Source organism: Rhizobium sp. GCM10022189 (genome assembly GCF_042656325.1).
In the GTDB taxonomy this organism is placed as follows: Bacteria; Pseudomonadota; Alphaproteobacteria; order Rhizobiales; family Rhizobiaceae; genus Rhizobium.
The window spans coordinates 743,195-761,396 of sequence record NZ_JBHSOR010000049.1 but is presented as its reverse complement, the minus strand read 5'-3'; the positions used below and the strand labels follow the sequence as shown (position 1 = coordinate 761,396).

The 18,202-nt window shown below is 61.5% G+C and carries 19 protein-coding genes and 1 pseudogene; 10 read left to right on the top strand and 10 right to left on the bottom strand.

All coding sequences use genetic code 11. The features are described 5' to 3' along the window. Positions 1–105: 105 nt before the first annotated feature. The 4 genes from mutM to dnaA all read left to right on the top strand — a co-directional run bounded on the left by mutM (position 106) and on the right by dnaA (position 4,668). On the top strand, positions 106–996 hold the full coding sequence (gene mutM / locus ACFPWW_RS24825; RefSeq protein WP_377313630.1) for a bifunctional DNA-formamidopyrimidine glycosylase/DNA-(apurinic or apyrimidinic site) lyase: 891 nt from the start codon (positions 106–108) through the stop codon (positions 994–996). Between the two features lie 9 nt (positions 997–1,005). Beyond that, positions 1,006–1,779, top strand: coding sequence for an enoyl-CoA hydratase (locus ACFPWW_RS24820; protein ID WP_113412542.1), 774 nt, complete (start codon positions 1,006–1,008; stop codon positions 1,777–1,779). Between the two features lie 194 nt (positions 1,780–1,973). Continuing rightward, the gene (gene rpsT / locus ACFPWW_RS24815; RefSeq protein ID WP_007814867.1) at positions 1,974–2,252 is read left to right on the top strand and encodes a 30S ribosomal protein S20; all 279 of its coding nucleotides are present in this window, start codon (positions 1,974–1,976) and stop codon (positions 2,250–2,252) included. Between the two features lie 862 nt (positions 2,253–3,114). After that, the gene (dnaA, locus tag ACFPWW_RS24810; RefSeq protein WP_377313627.1) at positions 3,115–4,668 is read left to right on the top strand and encodes a chromosomal replication initiator protein DnaA; all 1,554 of its coding nucleotides are present in this window, start codon (positions 3,115–3,117) and stop codon (positions 4,666–4,668) included. A gap of 65 nt (positions 4,669–4,733) precedes the next feature. Here the strand turns inward: dnaA and ACFPWW_RS24805 are convergent, their stop codons facing one another. Then, positions 4,734–4,982, bottom strand: coding sequence for a hypothetical protein (locus ACFPWW_RS24805; RefSeq protein ID WP_377313625.1), 249 nt, complete (start codon positions 4,980–4,982; stop codon positions 4,734–4,736). 112 nt (positions 4,983–5,094) lie between these two features. Between ACFPWW_RS24805 and ACFPWW_RS24800 the strand changes: the two genes are divergently transcribed. Further along, positions 5,095–6,177 carry a saccharopine dehydrogenase C-terminal domain-containing protein gene (locus ACFPWW_RS24800; RefSeq protein ID WP_112565306.1) on the top strand — a complete coding sequence of 361 codons (1,083 nt, stop codon included), beginning with the start codon at positions 5,095–5,097 and terminating at the stop codon, positions 6,175–6,177. A 204-nt stretch (positions 6,178–6,381) separates the two neighbouring features. Continuing rightward, positions 6,382–6,557, top strand: a pseudogene (locus ACFPWW_RS24795) (EamA family transporter); the annotation flags it as partial. A 6-nt stretch (positions 6,558–6,563) separates the two neighbouring features. Here the strand turns inward: ACFPWW_RS24795 and hemW are convergent. From hemW to rph, 4 genes are all read right to left on the bottom strand, one after another. Then, positions 6,564–7,760, bottom strand: a complete 1,197-nt coding sequence (gene hemW, locus ACFPWW_RS24790) for a radical SAM family heme chaperone HemW (protein ID WP_377313623.1) — start codon at positions 7,758–7,760, stop codon at positions 6,564–6,566. A 15-nt stretch (positions 7,761–7,775) separates the two neighbouring features. Then, positions 7,776–8,420 (bottom strand): RdgB/HAM1 family non-canonical purine NTP pyrophosphatase, encoded by a 645-nt coding sequence (rdgB, locus tag ACFPWW_RS24785; protein ID WP_112758259.1) that lies wholly within the window; start codon positions 8,418–8,420, stop codon positions 7,776–7,778. Positions 8,421–8,429: 9 nt separating this feature from the next. Next, complete coding sequence (locus ACFPWW_RS24780) at positions 8,430–8,846, bottom strand: VOC family protein (protein ID WP_112565312.1); 417 nt, start codon at positions 8,844–8,846, stop codon at positions 8,430–8,432. 74 nt (positions 8,847–8,920) lie between these two features. After that, on the bottom strand, positions 8,921–9,637 hold the full coding sequence (gene rph, locus ACFPWW_RS24775) for a ribonuclease PH (protein WP_112565706.1): 717 nt from the start codon (positions 9,635–9,637) through the stop codon (positions 8,921–8,923). Positions 9,638–9,815: 178 nt separating this feature from the next. Here rph and hrcA point away from each other — a divergent pair, with 178 nt between their 5' ends. Then, on the top strand, positions 9,816–10,904 hold the full coding sequence (gene hrcA / locus ACFPWW_RS24770; RefSeq protein ID WP_112565314.1) for a heat-inducible transcriptional repressor HrcA: 1,089 nt from the start codon (positions 9,816–9,818) through the stop codon (positions 10,902–10,904). Between the two features lie 111 nt (positions 10,905–11,015). After that, positions 11,016–11,651 (top strand): nucleotide exchange factor GrpE, encoded by a 636-nt coding sequence (grpE, locus tag ACFPWW_RS24765; protein ID WP_112565316.1) that lies wholly within the window; start codon positions 11,016–11,018, stop codon positions 11,649–11,651. Between the two features lie 74 nt (positions 11,652–11,725). Here the strand turns inward: grpE and ACFPWW_RS24760 are convergent, their stop codons facing one another. Beyond that, complete coding sequence (locus ACFPWW_RS24760; RefSeq protein WP_377313619.1) at positions 11,726–12,670, bottom strand: nucleoside hydrolase; 945 nt, start codon at positions 12,668–12,670, stop codon at positions 11,726–11,728. Positions 12,671–12,953: 283 nt separating this feature from the next. Between ACFPWW_RS24760 and ACFPWW_RS24755 the strand changes: the two genes are divergently transcribed. Together ACFPWW_RS24755 and ACFPWW_RS24750 are read left to right on the top strand one after the other, a co-directional pair. Continuing rightward, positions 12,954–13,379: an Hsp20 family protein gene (locus ACFPWW_RS24755; protein WP_113412539.1), complete on the top strand. Its 426-nt coding sequence runs from the start codon at positions 12,954–12,956 to the stop codon at positions 13,377–13,379. Positions 13,380–13,426: 47 nt separating this feature from the next. Beyond that, on the top strand, positions 13,427–13,684 hold the full coding sequence (locus tag ACFPWW_RS24750; protein ID WP_112565322.1) for a DUF1150 family protein: 258 nt from the start codon (positions 13,427–13,429) through the stop codon (positions 13,682–13,684). Positions 13,685–13,847: 163 nt separating this feature from the next. On the opposite strand, the gene trmB is transcribed toward ACFPWW_RS24750, so the two are convergent. The 4 genes from trmB to lnt all read right to left on the bottom strand — a co-directional run bounded on the left by trmB (position 13,848) and on the right by lnt (position 18,156). Next, complete coding sequence (gene trmB / locus ACFPWW_RS24745) at positions 13,848–14,549, bottom strand: tRNA (guanine(46)-N(7))-methyltransferase TrmB (RefSeq protein ID WP_112565324.1); 702 nt, start codon at positions 14,547–14,549, stop codon at positions 13,848–13,850. Beyond that, on the bottom strand, positions 14,546–15,799 hold the full coding sequence (gene metK / locus ACFPWW_RS24740; RefSeq protein WP_112565326.1) for a methionine adenosyltransferase: 1,254 nt from the start codon (positions 15,797–15,799) through the stop codon (positions 14,546–14,548). Before metK ends, trmB begins: the two co-directional genes overlap by 4 nt. 179 nt (positions 15,800–15,978) lie before the next feature. Next, positions 15,979–16,398: a helix-turn-helix domain-containing protein gene (locus ACFPWW_RS24735; protein ID WP_007814904.1), complete on the bottom strand. Its 420-nt coding sequence runs from the start codon at positions 16,396–16,398 to the stop codon at positions 15,979–15,981. A gap of 153 nt (positions 16,399–16,551) precedes the next feature. After that, positions 16,552–18,156, bottom strand: coding sequence for an apolipoprotein N-acyltransferase (gene lnt / locus ACFPWW_RS24730; RefSeq protein WP_112565708.1), 1,605 nt, complete (start codon positions 18,154–18,156; stop codon positions 16,552–16,554). Positions 18,157–18,202 lie beyond the last annotated feature (46 nt).

Sequence of the window (18,202 nt, the reverse complement as noted above, 5' to 3'; positions counted from 1 at the left end):
AGCAAGGGCGCGGCGCTATCTGTGGACCGCGGTCCGCCCGCGGCACGTTGGCGCTATAGCGCACATCGCGGGCGGTTGAAACACGTTAGATATAGATGGGTTAAGATGCCGGAATTGCCAGAAGTCGAAACGGTGAAGCGCGGCCTGACGCCGGCAATGGAGGGCGCACGCATCGAAAGGCTGGAATTGCGCCGCGGCGACCTGCGTTTTCCTTTCCCGCAGGATTTCGAGCGCCAGGTTTCCGGCCACACCATCATCGGCCTCGGGCGGCGGGCCAAGTACCTGCTGATCGATCTGGACAGCGGCAAGACGATCATTTCCCATCTCGGCATGTCCGGCTCCTTCCGGATCGAGCAGGGAGCGCTTGCGGCCGCGCCCGGCGATTTTCACCACCAGCGGTCCAAGGACGAGAAGCACGATCACGCCGTCTTCCACCTGGACGGGGAGGGCGGCCCGCGCCGCGTCATCTACAATGACCCGCGCCGCTTCGGTTTCATGGATATTGCCGAGCGGTCCGAACTCGACGTCAACCCCTTTCTGTTCGGCCTGGGACCGGAGCCGACCGGCAACGAGCTTTCGGCCGCCTATCTGGCGGCGCGCTTCGACGGCAAGGCGCAGCCGCTGAAGAGCGCGCTGCTGGACCAGAAAAACATCGCCGGTCTCGGCAATATCTATGTCTGCGAAGCCTTGTGGCGGGCGCATCTTTCGCCCGCGCGCGCAGCCGGCACGCTGGTGACGAAGGCCGGCAGGCCGAAGGAGGCGTTGAACCTGCTTGTCACCTCGATCCGCGATGTCATCGCCGATGCGATCGCTGCCGGCGGATCGTCGCTGCGCGACCATATCCAGACCGATGGCTCGCTCGGCTACTTCCAGCATTCCTTTTCCGTCTACGATCGCGAAGGTCTAGCTTGCCGCACGCCGGGTTGCGGCGGTACGGTCTCGCGCATCGTGCAGGCTGGCCGGTCCACCTTCTATTGCGCCGCCTGCCAGAAATAGGAGAGCGCCATGGCCTATGAAACCCTTCTCGTCGAAACCCGCGGCAATGTCGGCCTCATCACGCTGAACCGGCCGCAGGCGCTGAATGCGCTGAATTCGACCGTGCTCAAGGAATTGAAGCAGGCCTATGCGGCCTTTCACGAAGATGAAGCGATCGGCGCGATCGTGCTGACCGGTTCAGAGCGCGCCTTTGCTGCCGGCGCCGACATCAAGGAAATGCAGCCGCTCGATTTCGCCGAAGTCTATAAGAGCGATTTCATCAGCGGCTGGGACGAGATCGCCAAGGCCCGCAAGCCCGTTATCGCCGCCGTCAGCGGCTTCGCGCTCGGCGGCGGATGCGAGCTTGCCATGCTCTGCGATTTCATCATCGCCTCGGAGACCGCGAAATTCGGCCAGCCGGAAATCACGCTTGGCGTCATTCCCGGCATTGGCGGCTCGCAGCGCCTGACGCGGGCGGTCGGCAAGGCCAAGGCGATGGACCTGATCCTGACCGGCCGGATGATGGATGCGGCGGAGGCCGAACGCGCGGGACTCGTTTCGCGTGTGGTGGCGCCGGACCGGCTGCTCGACGAGGCGCTGGAAGCAGCAACCAGGATTGCATCGCTGTCGCGCCCCTCGGTCCTGATGGCGAAGGAAGCGGTCAGCCGCGCCTTCGAGACGACGCTGGAGGAAGGCCTGCGTTTCGAGCGCCGGCTCTTCCAGAGCCTGTTTGCGACCGAAGACCAGAAAGAGGGCATGGCCGCCTTCATCGAGAAGCGCAAACCGGCCTTCAGGAACAGGTGAGCGGGCGGCATCCGGAAAGGGTCTTTTCCTTGAAAATGCGCGTTGACGTGGCGCGGCTTTAGCGTTATATGCCCGCCCACGGTTCGGAAAGCCGCTCAGGTTTTCCGCTAATGCTCCCGTATTGCTGAATTGAGTGGCCGCAGGGCCAGCGCGGCAATGGCGGAGTTTTGTTCGAATTCTTGAGAGAGGCATCCATGGCCAATACAACTTCGGCGAAAAAGGCGACCCGCAAGATCGCACGCCGCACCGCAGTCAACAAGGCTCGCCGTTCGCGCGTTCGTACCTACGTTCGCCAGGTCGAAGAGGCACTCGCCGCCGGCGATGCCGCCAAGGCAAAGGAAGCCTTCATCGCCGCCGAGCCGGAACTGGCACGCGCCGCAAGCAAGGGCGTCCTGCACGCCAATACGGCATCCCGCAAGGTCTCGCGCCTGGCTGCCCGTGTGAAGGCTCTTTCGGCGTCCGCCAACGCATAAATATCTCATTAACGAATTGCTCGTTATGATTAGCCCGGTAATTTTACCGGGCTTTTTCGATTCCGCCGCCTGCCCAGGATATGGTTAATCGGGCGACGTTTTCGTGTCAGAGGCATGACAGGAAAAATTGTTTTAAAACAATAGGTTACGCAAGGATCTTTTTGAAGCTTGCGACTCTGGTCACGCAGCCTGCGGCCTCAATTGAGTCAAGAAGATTTTTTCTTTTTTCTTTTTATGCGTGTCCAAAATAGCCCAGTCGGGGAATCTCCTTGATTCAAAAGCGATTCTTTTTTGACGCTGGTGTGACGCCCAAAAAGGGCCGCCGGAGTCAATGGCCGCTTCTTAATTTTGCGTAAAATTCATCGTTGATCTTGGCTTTTGATCCTGCCTAAATGGCTTCCAGCAAAGGGCGCGGACATCATCTGCAGAAGTCAGTCCAAACTGCCACGTCGGCAGGATGATGGCTCTGTGTCGTTTGTTACGGAGCGTACAGCATCCGTTTTCTCACGCACTTGACGGCATTGTACCGTGACGTGGCTGTCACGGGAAGGGACGTTTTGTGCTCTCCGAAGCCACACGTATTGCGCGAGGCCAGGAGAAGGGCAGGGGGAAGTGTAACATTGCGTTCGGGCTTGCGGGCGAAAAACGAGGATCGGCCGCCAGCCTGACATGGAGAGTTTATGACGGTAGTCGCATGAGCGCGGCCACCGCAGGCTCTTCGTGTCGGTCCCGATTGAGGGACAGCGTTTGAGTGAACCGGCATGCGGGCGGCTCATGAGGATGCCGTTGGCAGTGTGTCAAAGCGGGGAATGATCGGGCGGCTGTCAGCGAATGACCGCCCGAGGAAATGAAAGGCGGCATTATGCAGATGAATTCGATGACGACGGGTGCACTGGATAACGGGGAAGCTGCATCGCAGTCTTTCGGTTCCATTCACCTGAGCGCAACGGAAGATAAGGGCGAGATGAAGCATGGCGTTCTCTTCGATCGCGTCAGTGCGCGTCTGAAGGCACAAGTCGGTCCCGACGTCTATGCAAGCTGGTTTGCGCGGCTCAAGCTTCATTCGGTTTCTAAGAGTGTCGTTCGTCTCACCGTTCCCACGACCTTTCTGAAGTCGTGGATCAACAATCGCTATCTCGATCTCATTGTCGGCCTGTTCCAGGCGGAAGATCCCGAAATCCTGAAGGTCGAGATCCTGGTGCGCACGGCAACGCGCACCGGCGCGAAGGCACTGGACGAGGCGGTCGCCGTCGAGCCGGTCGCCCAGCCCACCCAGCTTCGCCGCCCGGCATCGGCCCAGCCGGCGGGGCAGATCGTTCAGCAGGCGGTTTCGACCGCCTCCGCGGCCCGTCCGGCGAGCGCAGGTTCGCCGCTCTTCGGCTCTCCGCTGGATTCCCGCTTCACCTTCGACACTTTCGTTGAGGGCAGCTCCAACCGCGTGGCGCTCGCCGCCGCAAAGACCATTGCGGAAGCCGGTCAGGGCGCCGTGCGCTTCAACCCTCTCTTCGTCCACGCGACCGTCGGCCTCGGCAAGACCCATTTGCTGCAGGCGATCGCGAATGCCGCCGTGCAGAACCCGCGTGGCCTGCGCGTCGTTTATCTGACGGCCGAATACTTCATGTGGCGTTTCGCGACCGCGATCCGCGACAATGATGCGCTGACGCTGAAGGACTCGCTGCGCAACATCGACCTTCTGATCATCGACGACATGCAGTTCCTGCAGGGCAAGATGATCCAGCACGAGTTCTGCCACCTGCTGAACATGCTGCTCGACAGCGCCAAGCAGGTCGTCGTCGCAGCCGACCGCGCGCCGTGGGAGCTGGAATCCCTCGACCCGCGCGTCCGTTCGCGTCTGCAGGGCGGCGTGGCGATCGAGCTTGACGCTCCCGATTACGAGATGCGTCTCGAAATCCTCAAGCGCCGTCTGGCGGCTGCCCGTCTGGAAGATCCGTCGCTGGAAATTCCGGCCGAGCTGCTGCAGCATGTCGCCCGCAACATCACGGCGAGCGGCCGCGAACTGGAAGGCGCCTTCAACCAGCTGATCTTCCGCCGTTCCTTCGAGCCGAACCTCTCGATCGAGCGCGTGGATGAGCTTCTGGCCCATCTCGTCGGCTCCGGCGAGCCGCGCCGCGTACGCATCGAGGACATCCAGCGCATCGTCGCGCGTCACTACAACGTGTCGCGCCAGGAGCTGGTTTCGAACCGCCGCACGCGCGTCATCGTCAAGCCTCGCCAGATCGCCATGTATCTGTCGAAGACGCTGACGCCGCGCTCCTTCCCGGAAATCGGCCGCCGCTTCGGCGGACGCGACCATACGACGGTCCTGCACGCTGTGCGCAAGATCGAGGAGCTGATCGCGGGAGATACAAAGCTTTCCCATGAGATCGAGCTTCTGAAGCGCCTCATCAACGAATAAGCGGTGCACAGTCACCGTGTTCCGGCAGCCGGGAGCGATCCCGGCTGTTTTCTTTTATAAGCGTTTTATTCCAGAGCCTTTCCTGGTTGGATTGCAGCATTCTGCCGGAGCAGGTTTGTGTCAGGGCAAAGGCTGACGGAGAAGGGCATACCCCAAGGTACGTCCGAGCCGATCGCCTTTGATCCTGGCGCAAAGATGCCCGGCCCCGGCTGGTCTGCAAGCAAACCACCGGGGTTGGCTGAAACGGGCCGCCTGATCGACCGGCCGGCTTGGCCGTAGATCTGGGCTACGACGCGCGCCGGCCGGTCGACCATCCGACTCCGTTTGAGCCAACAGAATGCTTCAATCCAACCAGGAAAGGCTCTATACAGCCTCCACGTGAGAAAAATGCGTCGGCGAGGAACGCCGGCGTTCGGGAGGACAGCAATGAGTTTCAAACGGATTGCCGTGATCGGCCTGGGCAAGGTCGGGCGGCTGGCGGCAACGCTTTTGCACGAGGGCGGCTTCGAGGTCGTCGGTGTCGATGCGCAACTGCCCGCGGGCGACCTGCCCTTCAAATGCCGGGCCGGCGATATCACCGACGTCAGCGTCATCGGCGAACTGCTGTCGAGCGTCGAGGCGGTCCTGTCCTGCCTGCCCTATCATCTGAATATCGAGCTGGCCCGCGCCGCGCACCTGGCCGGCATCCATTATTTCGATCTGACCGAGGATGTGCCGACCACCAATTTCATCATCGAGCTTTCCAGGACCGCCCGCGGCCTGATGGCGCCGCAATGCGGTCTCGCACCTGGCTTCGTCGGCATCGTCGGTGCCAGCCTCGCCGATGGTTTCGACCGCTGCCGCTCGATCCGCATGCGCGTCGGCGCCTTGCCGCAGAACCCGACCGGACTTCTGGGCTATGCCTTCAATTGGTCGCCGGAGGGCGTGGTCAATGAATATCTGAATGACTGCGAGGTCATCGAGGGCGGTGTGCGCAAGCTGGTCTCGCCGATGGAATGGCATGAGACGATCTATGTCGGCGGCGTCAAGCTGGAGGCCTTCACGACGTCGGGCGGCCTCGGCACCATGTGCGATACCATGCTCGGCAAGGTCGACAACCTCGACTACAAGACCATGCGTTACCCCGGCCACATGGAGCTGATGAATTTCTTCTTCCATGAGCTTCTGATGCGCGACCGCCGCCAGCTTGCCGGCGAGATCCTGACCAATGCCAAGCCGCCGGTCGACGACGATGTCGTTTATGTGCATGTCGCGGCAGAAGGCACCGTCAACGGCTCCTTGCGCCGGAAGGAGTTCGTGCGCGCCTATTATCCGATCGAAATCGCCGGCGCCCGGCGCACGGCGATCGCCTGGACCACTTCGGCATCGGTGGTTGCGGTCATAGAAATGGTCCGCGACGGTCTGCTGCCCTCGGATGGCTTCCTGCATCAGGAACACATTCCGCTGGACATGTTCCTGAAGACGCCGACGGGCAGCCTGTTCAAGGCCGGGGCCACGAGCAGGGACTGACGCGATTCCGGCGAAAGACGAAGCGGCGTTGCGTCTCAAGCCGCACAGGACAAGAGAGGCGTCAGCTTTTCGCTTCCGAAAGCAGCCAGCGCCGGAAGCCGGCGACCGCCGGCCGAGGCCAGCCAGAGCTGCCGGTCGCGCCGCCGGACGTCGTGGATGAGCCGATATCCGGCAAGCCGATCAGGCGAAGGATCGGTGCCGAGCGTCGCTGCGATCGCCGGCGCCACCAATCTGACGCTGGTGACTTTCCTGATTCCCGTCGGCGCGATCCTGCTCGGCGCCGCCGCCTCGGCGGGCAATTGCAGCTCAGGCATCTGATCGGCACGGGATTGATCGCGGTCGGAAGGCTCGTCAATTTCAGAAAAAGGTGCGCGGCCTGATCTCGCTCAGCAGGCGAGGTCTGCGACGACGGAATCGAGGATCAGCATGCCTGCCGGCGTGCAGCGCAGGCGGGAATTGCCGATCCGCTCGATGAAACCGTGCTCCAGTAAAAATTGTTCGCGCTTCGGATCGGGATCGCGGCCGGAAAGCTGCTGCCAGCGGGCCAGATCGACGCCTTCCTTCAGGCGCAGCCCCATCAGCAGCAGCTCATCGGCCTGCTCGTCGAAACCGAGGCGTTCCTGCTCGATGATACCGTGCCCGTCGCGCTCGACGAGGTCCAGCCACGTTTCCGGCTTGCGCTCCGTCGCGGTCGCGATCTTGTCTGCGCCGCGCGTCAGGCGTCCGTGCGCGCCGGGGCCGATGCCGGCATAGTCGCCATAGCGCCAGTAGGTGAGGTTGTGGCGGCTCTCCGCACCCGGCCGCGCGTGGTTGGATACTTCATAGGCTGGCAGCCCTTCGCGCCCGGTGATCTCCTGTGTCGCCTCATAGAGTGCGGCGGACTGGTCGCCGTCGGGTACGATCAGTTTTCCGGCCTTGTGGAGGCCGTAGAAGGGCGTGCCTTCCTCGATGGTGAGCTGGTAGAGCGAAAGATGGTCGACGGCATAGGAGATCGCCACCTTCAGTTCGCGCTCCCATTCTTCCACCGTCTGGTTCGGCCTGGCATAGATCAGGTCGAAGGACATGCGCGGGAAGATGTCGCGCGCCAGCCGGATCGCCTTCAGCGCGTCGGCAACGTCATGCAGCCGGCCGAGGAACTTGAGATCGCGGTCGTTCAGCGCCTGCACGCCGAGCGAGACGCGGTTGACACCGGCGGCGCGATAGCCGCGGAAGCGTTCGGCCTCGACGCTGGAGGGGTTGGCCTCCATGGTGATCTCGATACCATCGGGCACATGCCAGTGCCGCGAAATGCCGTTCATGATCGCATCGACCGTTTCCGGCTTCATCAGCGAAGGCGTGCCGCCCCCGAGGAAGATGCTGCTCACCGTCTTCGGCCCGCTCATCTGGCGGGCGTTCGCGGTCTCCTTGAGGAACGCGGCGACATAGCGCTCCTGATCGACCGGTTGATGCCGGACATGGCTGTTGAAATCGCAATAGGGACACTTCGCCGCGCAGAAAGGCCAATGCACATAGACCCCGAAACCGGGTTCGCCGGTATCGGGCAGAAGTTTTGCATCGCGCGTCAGCGCAGGCGAATTGATCATATTCAACGCGTGGCCCTATGCTTCCAGGCAGGTTTCGACAAAGAGCTTGAAGGCGCGCGCGCGGTGCGACAGGGCCTGCGGCTTGCCGATAGTCCAGCCGTGCTTCTCTTCAGCACTCATCTCGCCGAAAGTCACGTCATAACCTTCCGGCTGGAAGACCGGATCGTAACCGAAACCCTGCGTCCCGCGGGGCGGCCAGACGACCGCACCTTCCACTTCGCCGCGGAAAAGCTCGGTATGGCCATCCGGCCAGGCAAGGCAGAGCACGCTGACGAACCGGGCGGTGCGCTGCTGGGGCTTCGCCGCGCCGGCCTTCTCCAGCGCCTTCTCGACCTTTTCCATCGCCATGTTGAAATCGCGCGTGCCGTTGCCGGTTTCCGCCCAGTCGGCCGTGTAGACGCCCGGATCGCCTCCGAGGGCGTCGACGACAAGGCCGGAATCGTCGGAAAGCGCCGGCAGGCCGGAGGCCTTGGCTGAGGCGAGCGCCTTGATCGTGGCATTTTCCTCGAAGGTCGTTCCGGTTTCCTTGGGCTCGATGAAATTGAGTTCGGCGGCCGATTTTGCCGTAAAGCCGAGCGGCCCGATCAGATCCTGGATTTCGCGGATCTTGCCCTGATTGTGACTGGCGACGACGATGGTTTTGGTTTCGAGCTTACGCATAAAATATCCTTACTTCATGCCCCAGATTCTGGCTTCCGCGCATTCCAGGCTGTTGCCGTCGGGATCGCGGAAATAAATCGATCGGCCGCCCTGCGGCCAGTGAACCTCGGATTCGACGGCGATACCGGCAGCTTTCAGCTTTTGCGCCATCGCATCGAGATTGTCACCCGAAACCCTGAAGCAGGCATGGCCCTTTCCGGTCGTGCCGTGCGGCGGAACCTGCAGGCTATCAGGCGCCGGCGGCTTCACCGTTTCCTGCGGGTTGAAGATCAGGAGCACGCCCGGTCCGCAGCGGAAGAACACATGGCGGTTGCCCGAGCGCGCGATCTTCTCAAGGCCGAGCACAGCCCCATAGAAGGTTTCGGCCGCGTCGAGATCGGTTGCGTAGAGCGCCGTTTCGAGAATGCCTTCGATGGGTTGCGCCATTGCCCGCCCCTTGTCCGGCCTTGCCCCCGGAAGCAGGGACAAGGAAATTCACTGGCCAAGCCCGAATGGAAGTCTCAGGCGATCGCCTGCTTCTGCAGGTCCACCAGTTCGCCAATGCCTGCCTTGGCAAGGCCCATCAGCGAGGAGAATTCCTCCTCGGTGAACGGCGTGCCTTCCGCAGTGCCCTGGATTTCCACGATTCCGCCGGCGCCCGTCATGACGAAGTTGGCATCGGTCTCGGCCGAGGAATCCTCCAGATAGTCGAGGTCGATGACCGGCTGATTGGCGAAGATGCCGCAGGAGATCGCCGCGACATGATCCTTGAGCACGCGGTCGGCCTTGATCATGTTGCGCGTTTCCATCCAGCGCAGGCAGTCGTAAAGCGCAATCCAGCCGCCGGTGATCGAGGCCGTGCGCGTGCCGCCATCGGCCTGGATGACATCGCAGTCGAGCGTAATCTGGCGTTCGCCGAGCGCGGCAAGATCGACCACGGCGCGCAGCGAGCGGCCGATGAGGCGCTGGATTTCCTGCGTGCGGCCGCCCTGCTTGCCGGCAGCCGCCTCGCGCTTCATGCGCTCGCCCGTGGCGCGCGGCAGCATTCCGTATTCGGCCGTGACCCAGCCTTTGCCGGTGTTGCGCAGCCATGGCGGGGTCTTGTCTTCAAGGCTTGCCGTGCAGAGCACGTGCGTGTCGCCGAATTTCACCAGGCAGGAGCCTTCCGCATGCTTGGAGAAATTGCGCTCGAAGGAGACCTTGCGCATCTGGTCGGTTTTTCTGCCTGAGGGCCGCATTCTCTTCTCCTGAAACATGATGCCGAAAAGCGTGAGCGGTTTCCGGCCAATATCATGCATGTATTGTATCGTCGCCCGCTTCTACGATTGGCTGCGTGCATTTGCAAATTCCCTTTTGCCACGGGGGGCAGATTGGCTATATTTCCGGTATATCATTCAGTGCGGGTGCAAAAAGTTCATGAGCTACAGGTCGACATCAATCTCGGATGCTGTAGCTGCGCTGGATGAACGGTCGAAGGAAATCTTCCGGCGCATCGTCGAAGGCTATCTGGAGCATGGCGAGCCCCTCGGCTCCCGCAACCTGTCACGCCTCCTGCCCATGTCCCTTTCGCCCGCCTCCGTTCGCAACGTCATGAGCGATCTGGAAGAGCTCGGCCTCATCTATTCTCCGCATGTCAGCGCCGGCCGCCTGCCGACCCAGATCGGGTTGCGCTTCTTCGTCGACGCCTTCATGCAGGTCGGCGACCTCTCGGCGGAGGAACGCGCCAGCATCGATCGCCAGGTGCGGGCCGGAAGCCGCGACAATCCGGTGGAATCGATGATGAACGAGGCAAGCCGCATGCTCTCGGGCATTTCCCGCGGTGCCGGCCTCGTCATCACCTCCAAGAGCGACCCGGTTCTCAAACATGTCGAGTTCATCCGCCTGGAACCGACGAAGGCGCTGGCCGTCCTTGTCGGCGATCACGATCAGGTGGAAAACCGCATCATCGAACTGCCCGCAGGCGTCAGCTCTTCGCAGCTCACCGAGGCCGCCAATTTCCTCAATGCGCATATGGCCGGGCAGACGCTGCCGGAATTCCGCCTGCAATTGAGCCGGCTGAAGGATGAAGTTCGCCACGAGCTCGATGCGCTCTCGCGCGATCTGGTGGAGCGTGGCGTTGCCGTATGGGCCGGCAGCCCGGACGAGACCAAGCCGGCACAGCTCATCATCCGCGGCCGCGCAAACCTTCTGGAGGGCGTGGGCGGCGCCGAAGATCTCGACCGGCTGCGCCTGCTGTTCGACGACCTCGAAAAGAAGGACAGCCTGATCGAGCTCCTGAACCTGGCTGAAAGCGGACCGGGCGTGCGCATCTTCATCGGCTCGGAGAACAAGCTGTTCTCGCTGTCGGGCTCTTCGTTGATCGTCGCGCCCTATCGCGATGAGGATGACCGTATCGTTGGCGCGGTCGGCGTCATAGGCCCGACCCGGCTCAATTATTCCCGGATCGTCCCGATGGTGGATTATACCGCCCAGCTCGTTTCGCGCCTTTCGCGCAGTACCCTCTGAAATACTTCGCAAAACCGCTCGAATTTTCGCTTCTTCGTCACGCAGACTTGATTTTTTCCGGCCAAACATCGATATCGGGCGCATCTGAGAAGACACCAACCGGAGACCGTCATGACCGATGAAACGACGCAGAACGGACCTGACGCAACTGTGGCGCAAGCCGCAGCCGACGCTGCCGCAAACGTCGAAAATGAAGCCGTGAAGGAAGCTGCTGCAAGCGAGCCCGATCCGCTTGAGCTTCTGAAGGCCGAAAATGCAGAACTGCGCGACCGCTACCTGCGCCTCGCCGCCGAAATGGACAACCTGCGCCGCCGCACCGAGCGTGAGGTCAAGGACGCCAAGTCCTATTCCGTCGCCGGCTTCGCCCGCGACATGCTGGCCGTCTCGGACAATCTGCGCCGCGCGATCGATGCTATTCCGCCCGAAGCCAAGGCTGCGGCCGATGCCGGCCTGACGACGCTGATCGAAGGTGTCGAGATGACCGAGCGCTCCATGCTGTCGGCGCTCGAGCGCCACGGCGTTCGCAAGCTGGAGCCGGTCGGTCAGAAATTCGATCCGAACTTCCATCAGGCGATGTTCGAGGTGCCCAATACCGAAGTGCCGAACAACACTGTCGTCCAGGTCGTGCAGGCCGGTTTCACCATCGGCGAGCGCGTGCTGCGCCCGGCCATGGTCGGCGTCGCCAAGGGCGGCCCGAAACTCGTCGAGGCCGAGGCCAATTCGGTGCTGGACGAGAAGGACGCCTGAGACGGCACGGACGACAATGATTGAAAAAGGCCGCGGGAGCGGCCTTTTTCATGCGGTCTGCATGGTCCGGCGGATCATATCCGCGCGAAGCGCTCGATCAGCAGGTCGAAGAAGCCGTCCGCATCGACATGGCGCATCACCTTCGCATTGCGCTTGCGGTCGGTCACATGCCACCAGTCGACCACCGTCATGCCGACGGTGAGTTCGGATTTCACCTCGATCTCCACGTTGCAGTCCCGCCCCTTGAAGAGTTCGGGTTTCAAAAGATAGGCGACCGTCGTCGGGTCGTGCAGCGGACCGCCGTCCGAGCCGTATTTTTCGATGTCGAAGCGCTCGAAGAATTCCAGCATCTCCACCATCGCCTTGGCCGGCGCGGTGCCGAGATCGGCCATGCGCTTCACGCGGTCTTTCCGGGTCAGGAGCTGGTGCGTCACGTCGAGCGGCATCATGACAACGGGGACGCCCGAGCGGAACACGATATCGGCGGCTTCCGGATCGACGTAGATATTGAATTCGGCGGCCGGGGTGATGTTGCCGCCCTCGAAGAAGCCCCCGCCCATCATGACGAGTTCGCGGATGCGCGCCACGATATCGGGCGCCTTCTGGAAGGCCAGGCCGATATTGGTCAACGGTCCCAGCGTGCAGAGTGTAACCGTGCCTTCCGGCTCGCGTCGCAGCGTTTCGATGATGAAGTCGACCGAATGCTGCGCCTGCAGCGGCATCGTCGGCTCAGGAAGGGTCGGGCCATCGAGACCTGTCTTGCCATGCACATGCTCGGCAGTGACCAGCGCACGGGCGATCGGCCGGTCGGCTCCGGCAAAGATCTTCACATCGGTCCGCCCGCAAAGCTCGCAGATGATGCGCGCATTGCGGCTTGTCAGAGACAGCGGCACGTTCCCGGCGACAGTGGTGATGCCCAAGACTTCAAGCTCTTGCGGACTGCCGAAAGCCAGCATGATCGCGGCGGCATCGTCCTGGCCGGGGTCTGTATCGATAATGATCTTTCTCGGTTCTGCCATCCCGATCGTTCCATCCTCTGGTGCGCGTCGCTCTCGCATGCACCTTCTTATTGTCTTCATGCTCCCGTCGCAAATCAGCACATCGCGTCGGGGCACGTTTTGATGCGGGGCCTTGCTTCCTTTGTCAAGGAAGCTGCCTCGCCGGTGTTTACCCTAAAATGCCGGGGGGCTGTGACCGAGGACCATTGTGCCTTGCAGCAGGCAACGGTCGTCCCCATATTAGCGGTACCCGGATGCTGCATGTAAGGTCCGGAGAGGTCGCTTGCATCAAGGACTTTGGAAGATGAGCCGCATCACCCCTTTCGCCAGCCCGCTGCTTCTGGGCTTCGATGCCATGGAAAAGACGCTCGAGCGGATTTCCAAGGCGAGCGACGGTTATCCGCCCTATAATATCGAACGTATCGCCGCGGGCCACGACGCGCCCGAGCGGCTTCGCATCACGCTTGCCGTCGCCGGTTTCAGCGAAGAAGAGCTCGATGTGTCAACCGAGGAGAACCAGCTTCTCATCCGCGGCCGCCAGGTCGATCACGGCGAGCGCGACTACCTCTACCGCGGCATCGCCGCCAGACAGTTCCAGCGCACATTCGTTCTCGCCGACGGCATGCAGGTTCTGGGCGCAAGCCTCAAGAACGGCCTGCTCTCGGTTGATCTAATTCGCCCGGAACCGGCGCGCATGGTCAAGAAAATTAACATTTCGGTTTCACAGTAGCACAACGGTTTGTTGAACCGTTGGTCCCTTCTCTCGGAGGAACAGGAATGTTGATGAAAGAAGCCACGTCGCGTTTGACCAAGTCCGAACTTGCCGGAATCGGCAATGGCGAGGTCGCCTATATCCGCAAAATACGCACCGAAGAGGTTGCCAAGTGCTTCCCCGAGGCTCCGGATATCGATCCGAGCGTTGATCTCTGGGCATTGTTCGGCGCCGACGGTACGCCGATCCTGTTGACGGACAATCGCTCCAGCACCTTCTTCAAGGCCGCTGAAGACGAGCTGAAAACGGTCAGCCTGCATTGATCGAAACCGGCCTGCCGGGCACGGCCGGCCGCCGGAATGCGTGTGTGAAGATCGTAATGGGCAATGCAAGGGACTGATGTCGGTCCCTTGCCCATACGTCAGCTGCCTTGCGGCATTTCCCTATTCCCGAAAAACTCCATGCAACGGCAACCCTGTCGAAGGGTCAGACGCGCGTGAAAGTGAGATAGGCCGAGGAGCGCCCTTCGCGGCGGGCCTTGGCTTCGTAGCGGGTGCTCGGCCAGCCCTCATAGGGCGTCAGCCAGTCGGCGGCATTCTGTGCCGTCCATTCGAAGCCGCCGTGATCGCGGCACTTCAGCAGGGTCCAGTTCACATAGGTGTCGATATCGGAGGCGAAGCAGAAGAGCCCGCCCGGCTTCAGCACCCGGTGAAAACGGTCGAGATTGGTCTTGGAGACGAAGCGCCGCTTCCAGTGCTTCCGTTTCGGCCATGGATCCGGATAGAGCAGGTCGATCTGGTCGAGGCAGTGATCGGGAAGCCAGTCGAGAAGCTGCGTGGCGTCGTCATTATAGACGCGCACGTTGCGCGCACCGGTCTCGTCGACGCGTGCGAGCAGCTTCTGCATGGAATTGATGAAGGGCTCGACGCCGATAAAGCCTGTCGAAGGCGCCTCCAGCGCGCGGTGGATGAGATGCTCGCCGCCGCCGAAGCCGATCTCCAGCCGCATCTTTTCGACCGGATCGGGGAAAAGCGCCTTCAGCGGCTCCGGGGGAGCCGCCGAGAGATCGACGATGAATGCCGGAAGCAGGGTGGCGAGCCTTTCGGCCTGCTGCTCGCGCAGGGCCTTTCCCTTGCGGCGACCGAAAAAGGCTTCGGTCGCCCGGCCCCGGCGTTCCATATCCGTCATGCAGCAGCCTTGGTCTTGACGGCGTCCTTGAGCGCCTTCACGAGGTCCGTACGCTCCCAGGAGAACGAGCCGTCACGGCCTGCCTTGCGGCCGAAATGGCCGTAGGCCGAGGTCTTGGCATAGATCGGCTTGTTGAGGTCGAGGTGGCGACGGATGCCCGACGGCGACAGGTCCATGTTCTGGCGGATCGCGGCTTCGACCTGGTCCTCGGAAACACCCTTGCCGGTGCCGTGCAGGTCGACATAGATCGACAGCGGCTGGGCAACGCCGATAGCGTAGGAAAGCTGGATCGTGCAGCGGTCGGCAAGGCCGGCGGCGACGACGTTCTTGGCGAGATAGCGGGCAGCATAGGCAGCCGAACGGTCGACTTTCGTCGTGTCCTTGCCGGAGAATGCGCCGCCGCCATGCGGAGCCGCGCCGCCATAGGTATCGACGATGATCTTGCGGCCGGTAAGACCGGCGTCACCGTCCGGGCCGCCGATGACGAACTTGCCGGTGGGGTTGATGTACCACTTGCAATCGTCGGCGATCTTCAGGTCGCCGAGCGCTTCGCGGATATAGGGTTCGACGACGCTGCGAACCTTCTTCGAATCCCAGCTGTCGTCGAGATGCTGGGTGGAAAGAACGATCGAGGTGGCTTCGGCCGGCTTGCCGTCGACATAGCGGACCGTCACCTGGCTCTTGGCGTCGGGGCCGAGCTTGGCGACTTCGCCTTCGCCCCGCTTGCGGGCGGCGGCGAGCAGCTGCAGGATCTTGTGGGAATAGTAGATCGGCGCCGGCATGAGGTCAGGCGTTTCCTTGCAGGCGTAGCCGAACATGATGCCCTGGTCGCCGGCACCTTCGTCGCCCTGCTGGTCGGCGGCGCTGTCCACGCCCTGGGCGATGTCGGCCGACTGCGAATGCAGGAGCACGTCGATCTTGGCCTTCTTCCAGTGGAAGCCGTCCTGCTCGTAGCCGATATCCTTGATGGCGCGGCGAGCGGCGGCCTTGAACTTCGACGGGTTGATGACGTCCTTGCCGTCCTTGTCCTTCTTCATCAGGCTCGGCGGCAGGCGAACTTCGCCGGCAATGACGACGCGGTTGGTCGTCGCGAGGGTTTCGCAGGCAATGCGCACGCCCCACGGATTGATGCCGGTCTTTGCTGCTTCGCGGTAGACCAGATCGACGATCTCGTCGGAGATGCGGTCACACACCTTATCCGGGTGACCTTCGGCAACAGATTCACTGGTAAAGAGATAGTTCGCGCGCATTCCGGGATTCCCCTCAAAGAACAAAAGCAGCCTAGTAGGTACTCAGTTCGCGCCCGAATGACAAGCACAGAAGGACATAAATATATCTTTATATCTGCGGTGAAATGACAAATTTTGCCCCAAAAACGCAAAAAGGCGGCCTTTTGAGCCGCCTTAAGCTTTCGGAGCGTGGGGGACGCTCAGTCGGAGTCGGCTTCCGCCGCCAGTGCCTTCACCAGTTCGACGACCTTGCGGCGAACTTTGGGATCGGTGATCTTCACAAAGGCGCGGTTGAGCTGGAGTCCTTCGGAGGAAGAAAGGAAATCGACGACATAGTTCGAACTCGAGGCTTCCGACATGCCGGTCAAGGCACCGGAATGTTCGCCTGGAGCGTCTTCGAAGAAGAAGGAAACGGGGACGTTGAGGATGCTTGAAATGTTCTGGAGGCGGCTGGCTCCAACGCGGTTGGTACCCTTCTCGTATTTCTGGATCTGCTGAAAGGTGATGCCGAGGCTTTCGCCGAGCTTCTCCTGACTCATACCCAACATGGTACGGCGAAGTCGAATGCGGCTACCGACATGGATGTCGATAGGATTCGGCTTCTTCTTATTTTCAATCATGGTCGTGCCCTAGCAAAGAAAAATTCAACTCTGTTCTAACCGGCATGCCCTGACCTCATTCCGTAACGCTACGTTGCAAGTCGCGAGAACCCACGTTGAAGCATACGTTACTAACGCCGATTGCTACCACTATGCAATTTTAGGGGTTTTTGGTCAATTCAACCTGAAAATAAAACCCCTGCGTGAAATTAGCGCTATAATCACCAGCAACGTTTCAGTCAACCAGAAGTAAGCCTGGCGGGGATATGGGCTTCCTTTGCTTTTTTCAAATCCATCGAGAGTTGTATCAATAAAGCCAATTTCGTCCAATTTAAGACCTGAAACGATTTCGCCGCGCGCGTCTACAACCGCAGAAATTCCGCTATTCGCGTCGCGAATCAGCGGCAGACCGGTTTCAACCGCGCGTACGCGCGCCTGCTGAAAATGCTGGTAGGGACCCGGCGTCGAGCCGAACCAGCTGTCATTCGTGATGTTGAGGATGGCGTTTGCCTGGCCGATGTCGCCGGTCATCTCGTCCGGGAAAATGATCTCGTAGCAGACGAGCGGATAGAATTTCAGCCCGTTCGGAAGCTCGAGCAGATGACGGCTGGCGGCAGCCGAAAAGCCGCCTGGCATTTCGACCACGTTCTGGATTCCGAGCTCGTTGAGCATGTCTTCGAAGGGAAGATACTCGCCGAAGGGAACGAGATGCACCTTGTCGGAGGCGGCGACGATCTGCCCCCGCCCGTCGATCACATAGATCGAATTGTAGTAGCGGGTGGGATAGCCGGGGCCGAGTTCTTCAGCGCGCACGGCACCCGCGATCAGGATCTGGTTGTCGTCGAGCGTATCGGCAATCCGCGTCAGCGCATCCTTGTTGTCGGTGAGGATGAAGGGGATCGCGGTTTCCGGCCAGACGATGATATCGGGCTTCCTGCCGCCGTCCCTGGGAGGTTCGGTCGAAAGCTTGAGATGCGTCTCGAAGATCGCTTCGCGATCCGCATCATTGTCCATCTTGGCGGTCTGGTCGATTGACGGCTGGACGAGGCGAACCACGGGCCGTTTGTCCTCGGGCAGGGCCTCGGGCTTCGGCGCGAGATAGAGGATATAGGCGCCGTAGCCGAGATGCGCCGCAAATAGCACTGCCGCGAGGCTGATGCCGAGTTTCGCGCCCTGCCGGGTTCCGATGAGGGCAGGGGCGGCAAAGACGAAGACCGAAAGAGCCGTCACCCCCATCGTGCCGATCACATGCGCGGACTGCATCATGACAGGCACGGGCATCATGGCATAACCGATGGCGTTCCACGGAAAGCCAGTGAAGATGAAGCTGCGTGTCCACTCCAGCAGGCCGAAGCTCGCGGCAAGCGCTGCGATCCGTCCCATGCCGTCGGACCAGAAGATGCGGGCAAGCGCCGCGGCCAGGCCGTAGAATATGGCGAGGCAGGCCGGAAGCCCGAGGATCGCGAGCGGCAAAGCCCAGGCAAATTCCTCCGAATCGATCAGCAGCGCATGCCCAAGCCACCAGAGCCCGGCAACGAAATAGCCGAAGCCGAACAGCCAGCCCGTGGCAAATGCCGGCCAGAGCCTGCCGGGAAGGCTGCTTTCCGGCGAGGCGGCCGCCCCGTCGATCAGCCAGACGAGCAGCGTGAAGGAAACGAACATCGCGGCGAAGAAGCCGAAGGGTGGCAGCGCCAGGACGCCAAAGGCGCCCGCCGCGATCGCAAGCGCTACCCGTTTGAAACCCCAGACGAGGATAATCCTGTCCGCAAGCCGCTCCATGCGCACTCCCATCAAAGCCGCGAATCAATCCAATCGCAGTCTTTCA

What these genes read in the sequence shown, in the direction of transcription:
- hemW (WP_377313623.1), bottom strand. Translation starts at nt 7,760, where the DNA reads ATGATCAATTCGCCTGCGCTGACGCGCGATGCAAAACTTCTGCCCGAT.
- metK (WP_112565326.1), bottom strand. Translation starts at nt 15,799, where the DNA reads ATGCGCGCGAACTATCTCTTTACCAGTGAATCTGTTGCCGAAGGTCAC.
- rph (WP_112565706.1), bottom strand. Translation starts at nt 9,637, where the DNA reads ATGCGGCCCTCAGGCAGAAAAACCGACCAGATGCGCAAGGTCTCCTTC.
- trmB (WP_112565324.1), bottom strand. Translation starts at nt 14,549, where the DNA reads ATGACGGATATGGAACGCCGGGGCCGGGCGACCGAAGCCTTTTTCGGT.
- ACFPWW_RS24805 (WP_377313625.1), bottom strand. Translation starts at nt 4,982, where the DNA reads ATGGTCGACCGGCCGGCGCGCGTCGTAGCCCAGATCTACGGCCAAGCC.
- dnaA (WP_377313627.1), top strand. Translation starts at nt 3,115, where the DNA reads ATGCAGATGAATTCGATGACGACGGGTGCACTGGATAACGGGGAAGCT.
- lnt (WP_112565708.1), bottom strand. Translation starts at nt 18,156, where the DNA reads ATGGAGCGGCTTGCGGACAGGATTATCCTCGTCTGGGGTTTCAAACGG.
- ACFPWW_RS24780 (WP_112565312.1), bottom strand. Translation starts at nt 8,846, where the DNA reads ATGGCGCAACCCATCGAAGGCATTCTCGAAACGGCGCTCTACGCAACC.
- mutM (WP_377313630.1), top strand. Translation starts at nt 106, where the DNA reads ATGCCGGAATTGCCAGAAGTCGAAACGGTGAAGCGCGGCCTGACGCCG.
- rpsT (WP_007814867.1), top strand. Translation starts at nt 1,974, where the DNA reads ATGGCCAATACAACTTCGGCGAAAAAGGCGACCCGCAAGATCGCACGC.
- ACFPWW_RS24800 (WP_112565306.1), top strand. Translation starts at nt 5,095, where the DNA reads ATGAGTTTCAAACGGATTGCCGTGATCGGCCTGGGCAAGGTCGGGCGG.
- rdgB (WP_112758259.1), bottom strand. Translation starts at nt 8,420, where the DNA reads ATGCGTAAGCTCGAAACCAAAACCATCGTCGTCGCCAGTCACAATCAG.
- hrcA (WP_112565314.1), top strand. Translation starts at nt 9,816, where the DNA reads ATGAGCTACAGGTCGACATCAATCTCGGATGCTGTAGCTGCGCTGGAT.
- ACFPWW_RS24750 (WP_112565322.1), top strand. Translation starts at nt 13,427, where the DNA reads ATGTTGATGAAAGAAGCCACGTCGCGTTTGACCAAGTCCGAACTTGCC.
- ACFPWW_RS24820 (WP_113412542.1), top strand. Translation starts at nt 1,006, where the DNA reads ATGGCCTATGAAACCCTTCTCGTCGAAACCCGCGGCAATGTCGGCCTC.
- grpE (WP_112565316.1), top strand. Translation starts at nt 11,016, where the DNA reads ATGACCGATGAAACGACGCAGAACGGACCTGACGCAACTGTGGCGCAA.
- ACFPWW_RS24735 (WP_007814904.1), bottom strand. Translation starts at nt 16,398, where the DNA reads ATGATTGAAAATAAGAAGAAGCCGAATCCTATCGACATCCATGTCGGT.
- ACFPWW_RS24760 (WP_377313619.1), bottom strand. Translation starts at nt 12,670, where the DNA reads ATGGCAGAACCGAGAAAGATCATTATCGATACAGACCCCGGCCAGGAC.
- ACFPWW_RS24755 (WP_113412539.1), top strand. Translation starts at nt 12,954, where the DNA reads ATGAGCCGCATCACCCCTTTCGCCAGCCCGCTGCTTCTGGGCTTCGAT.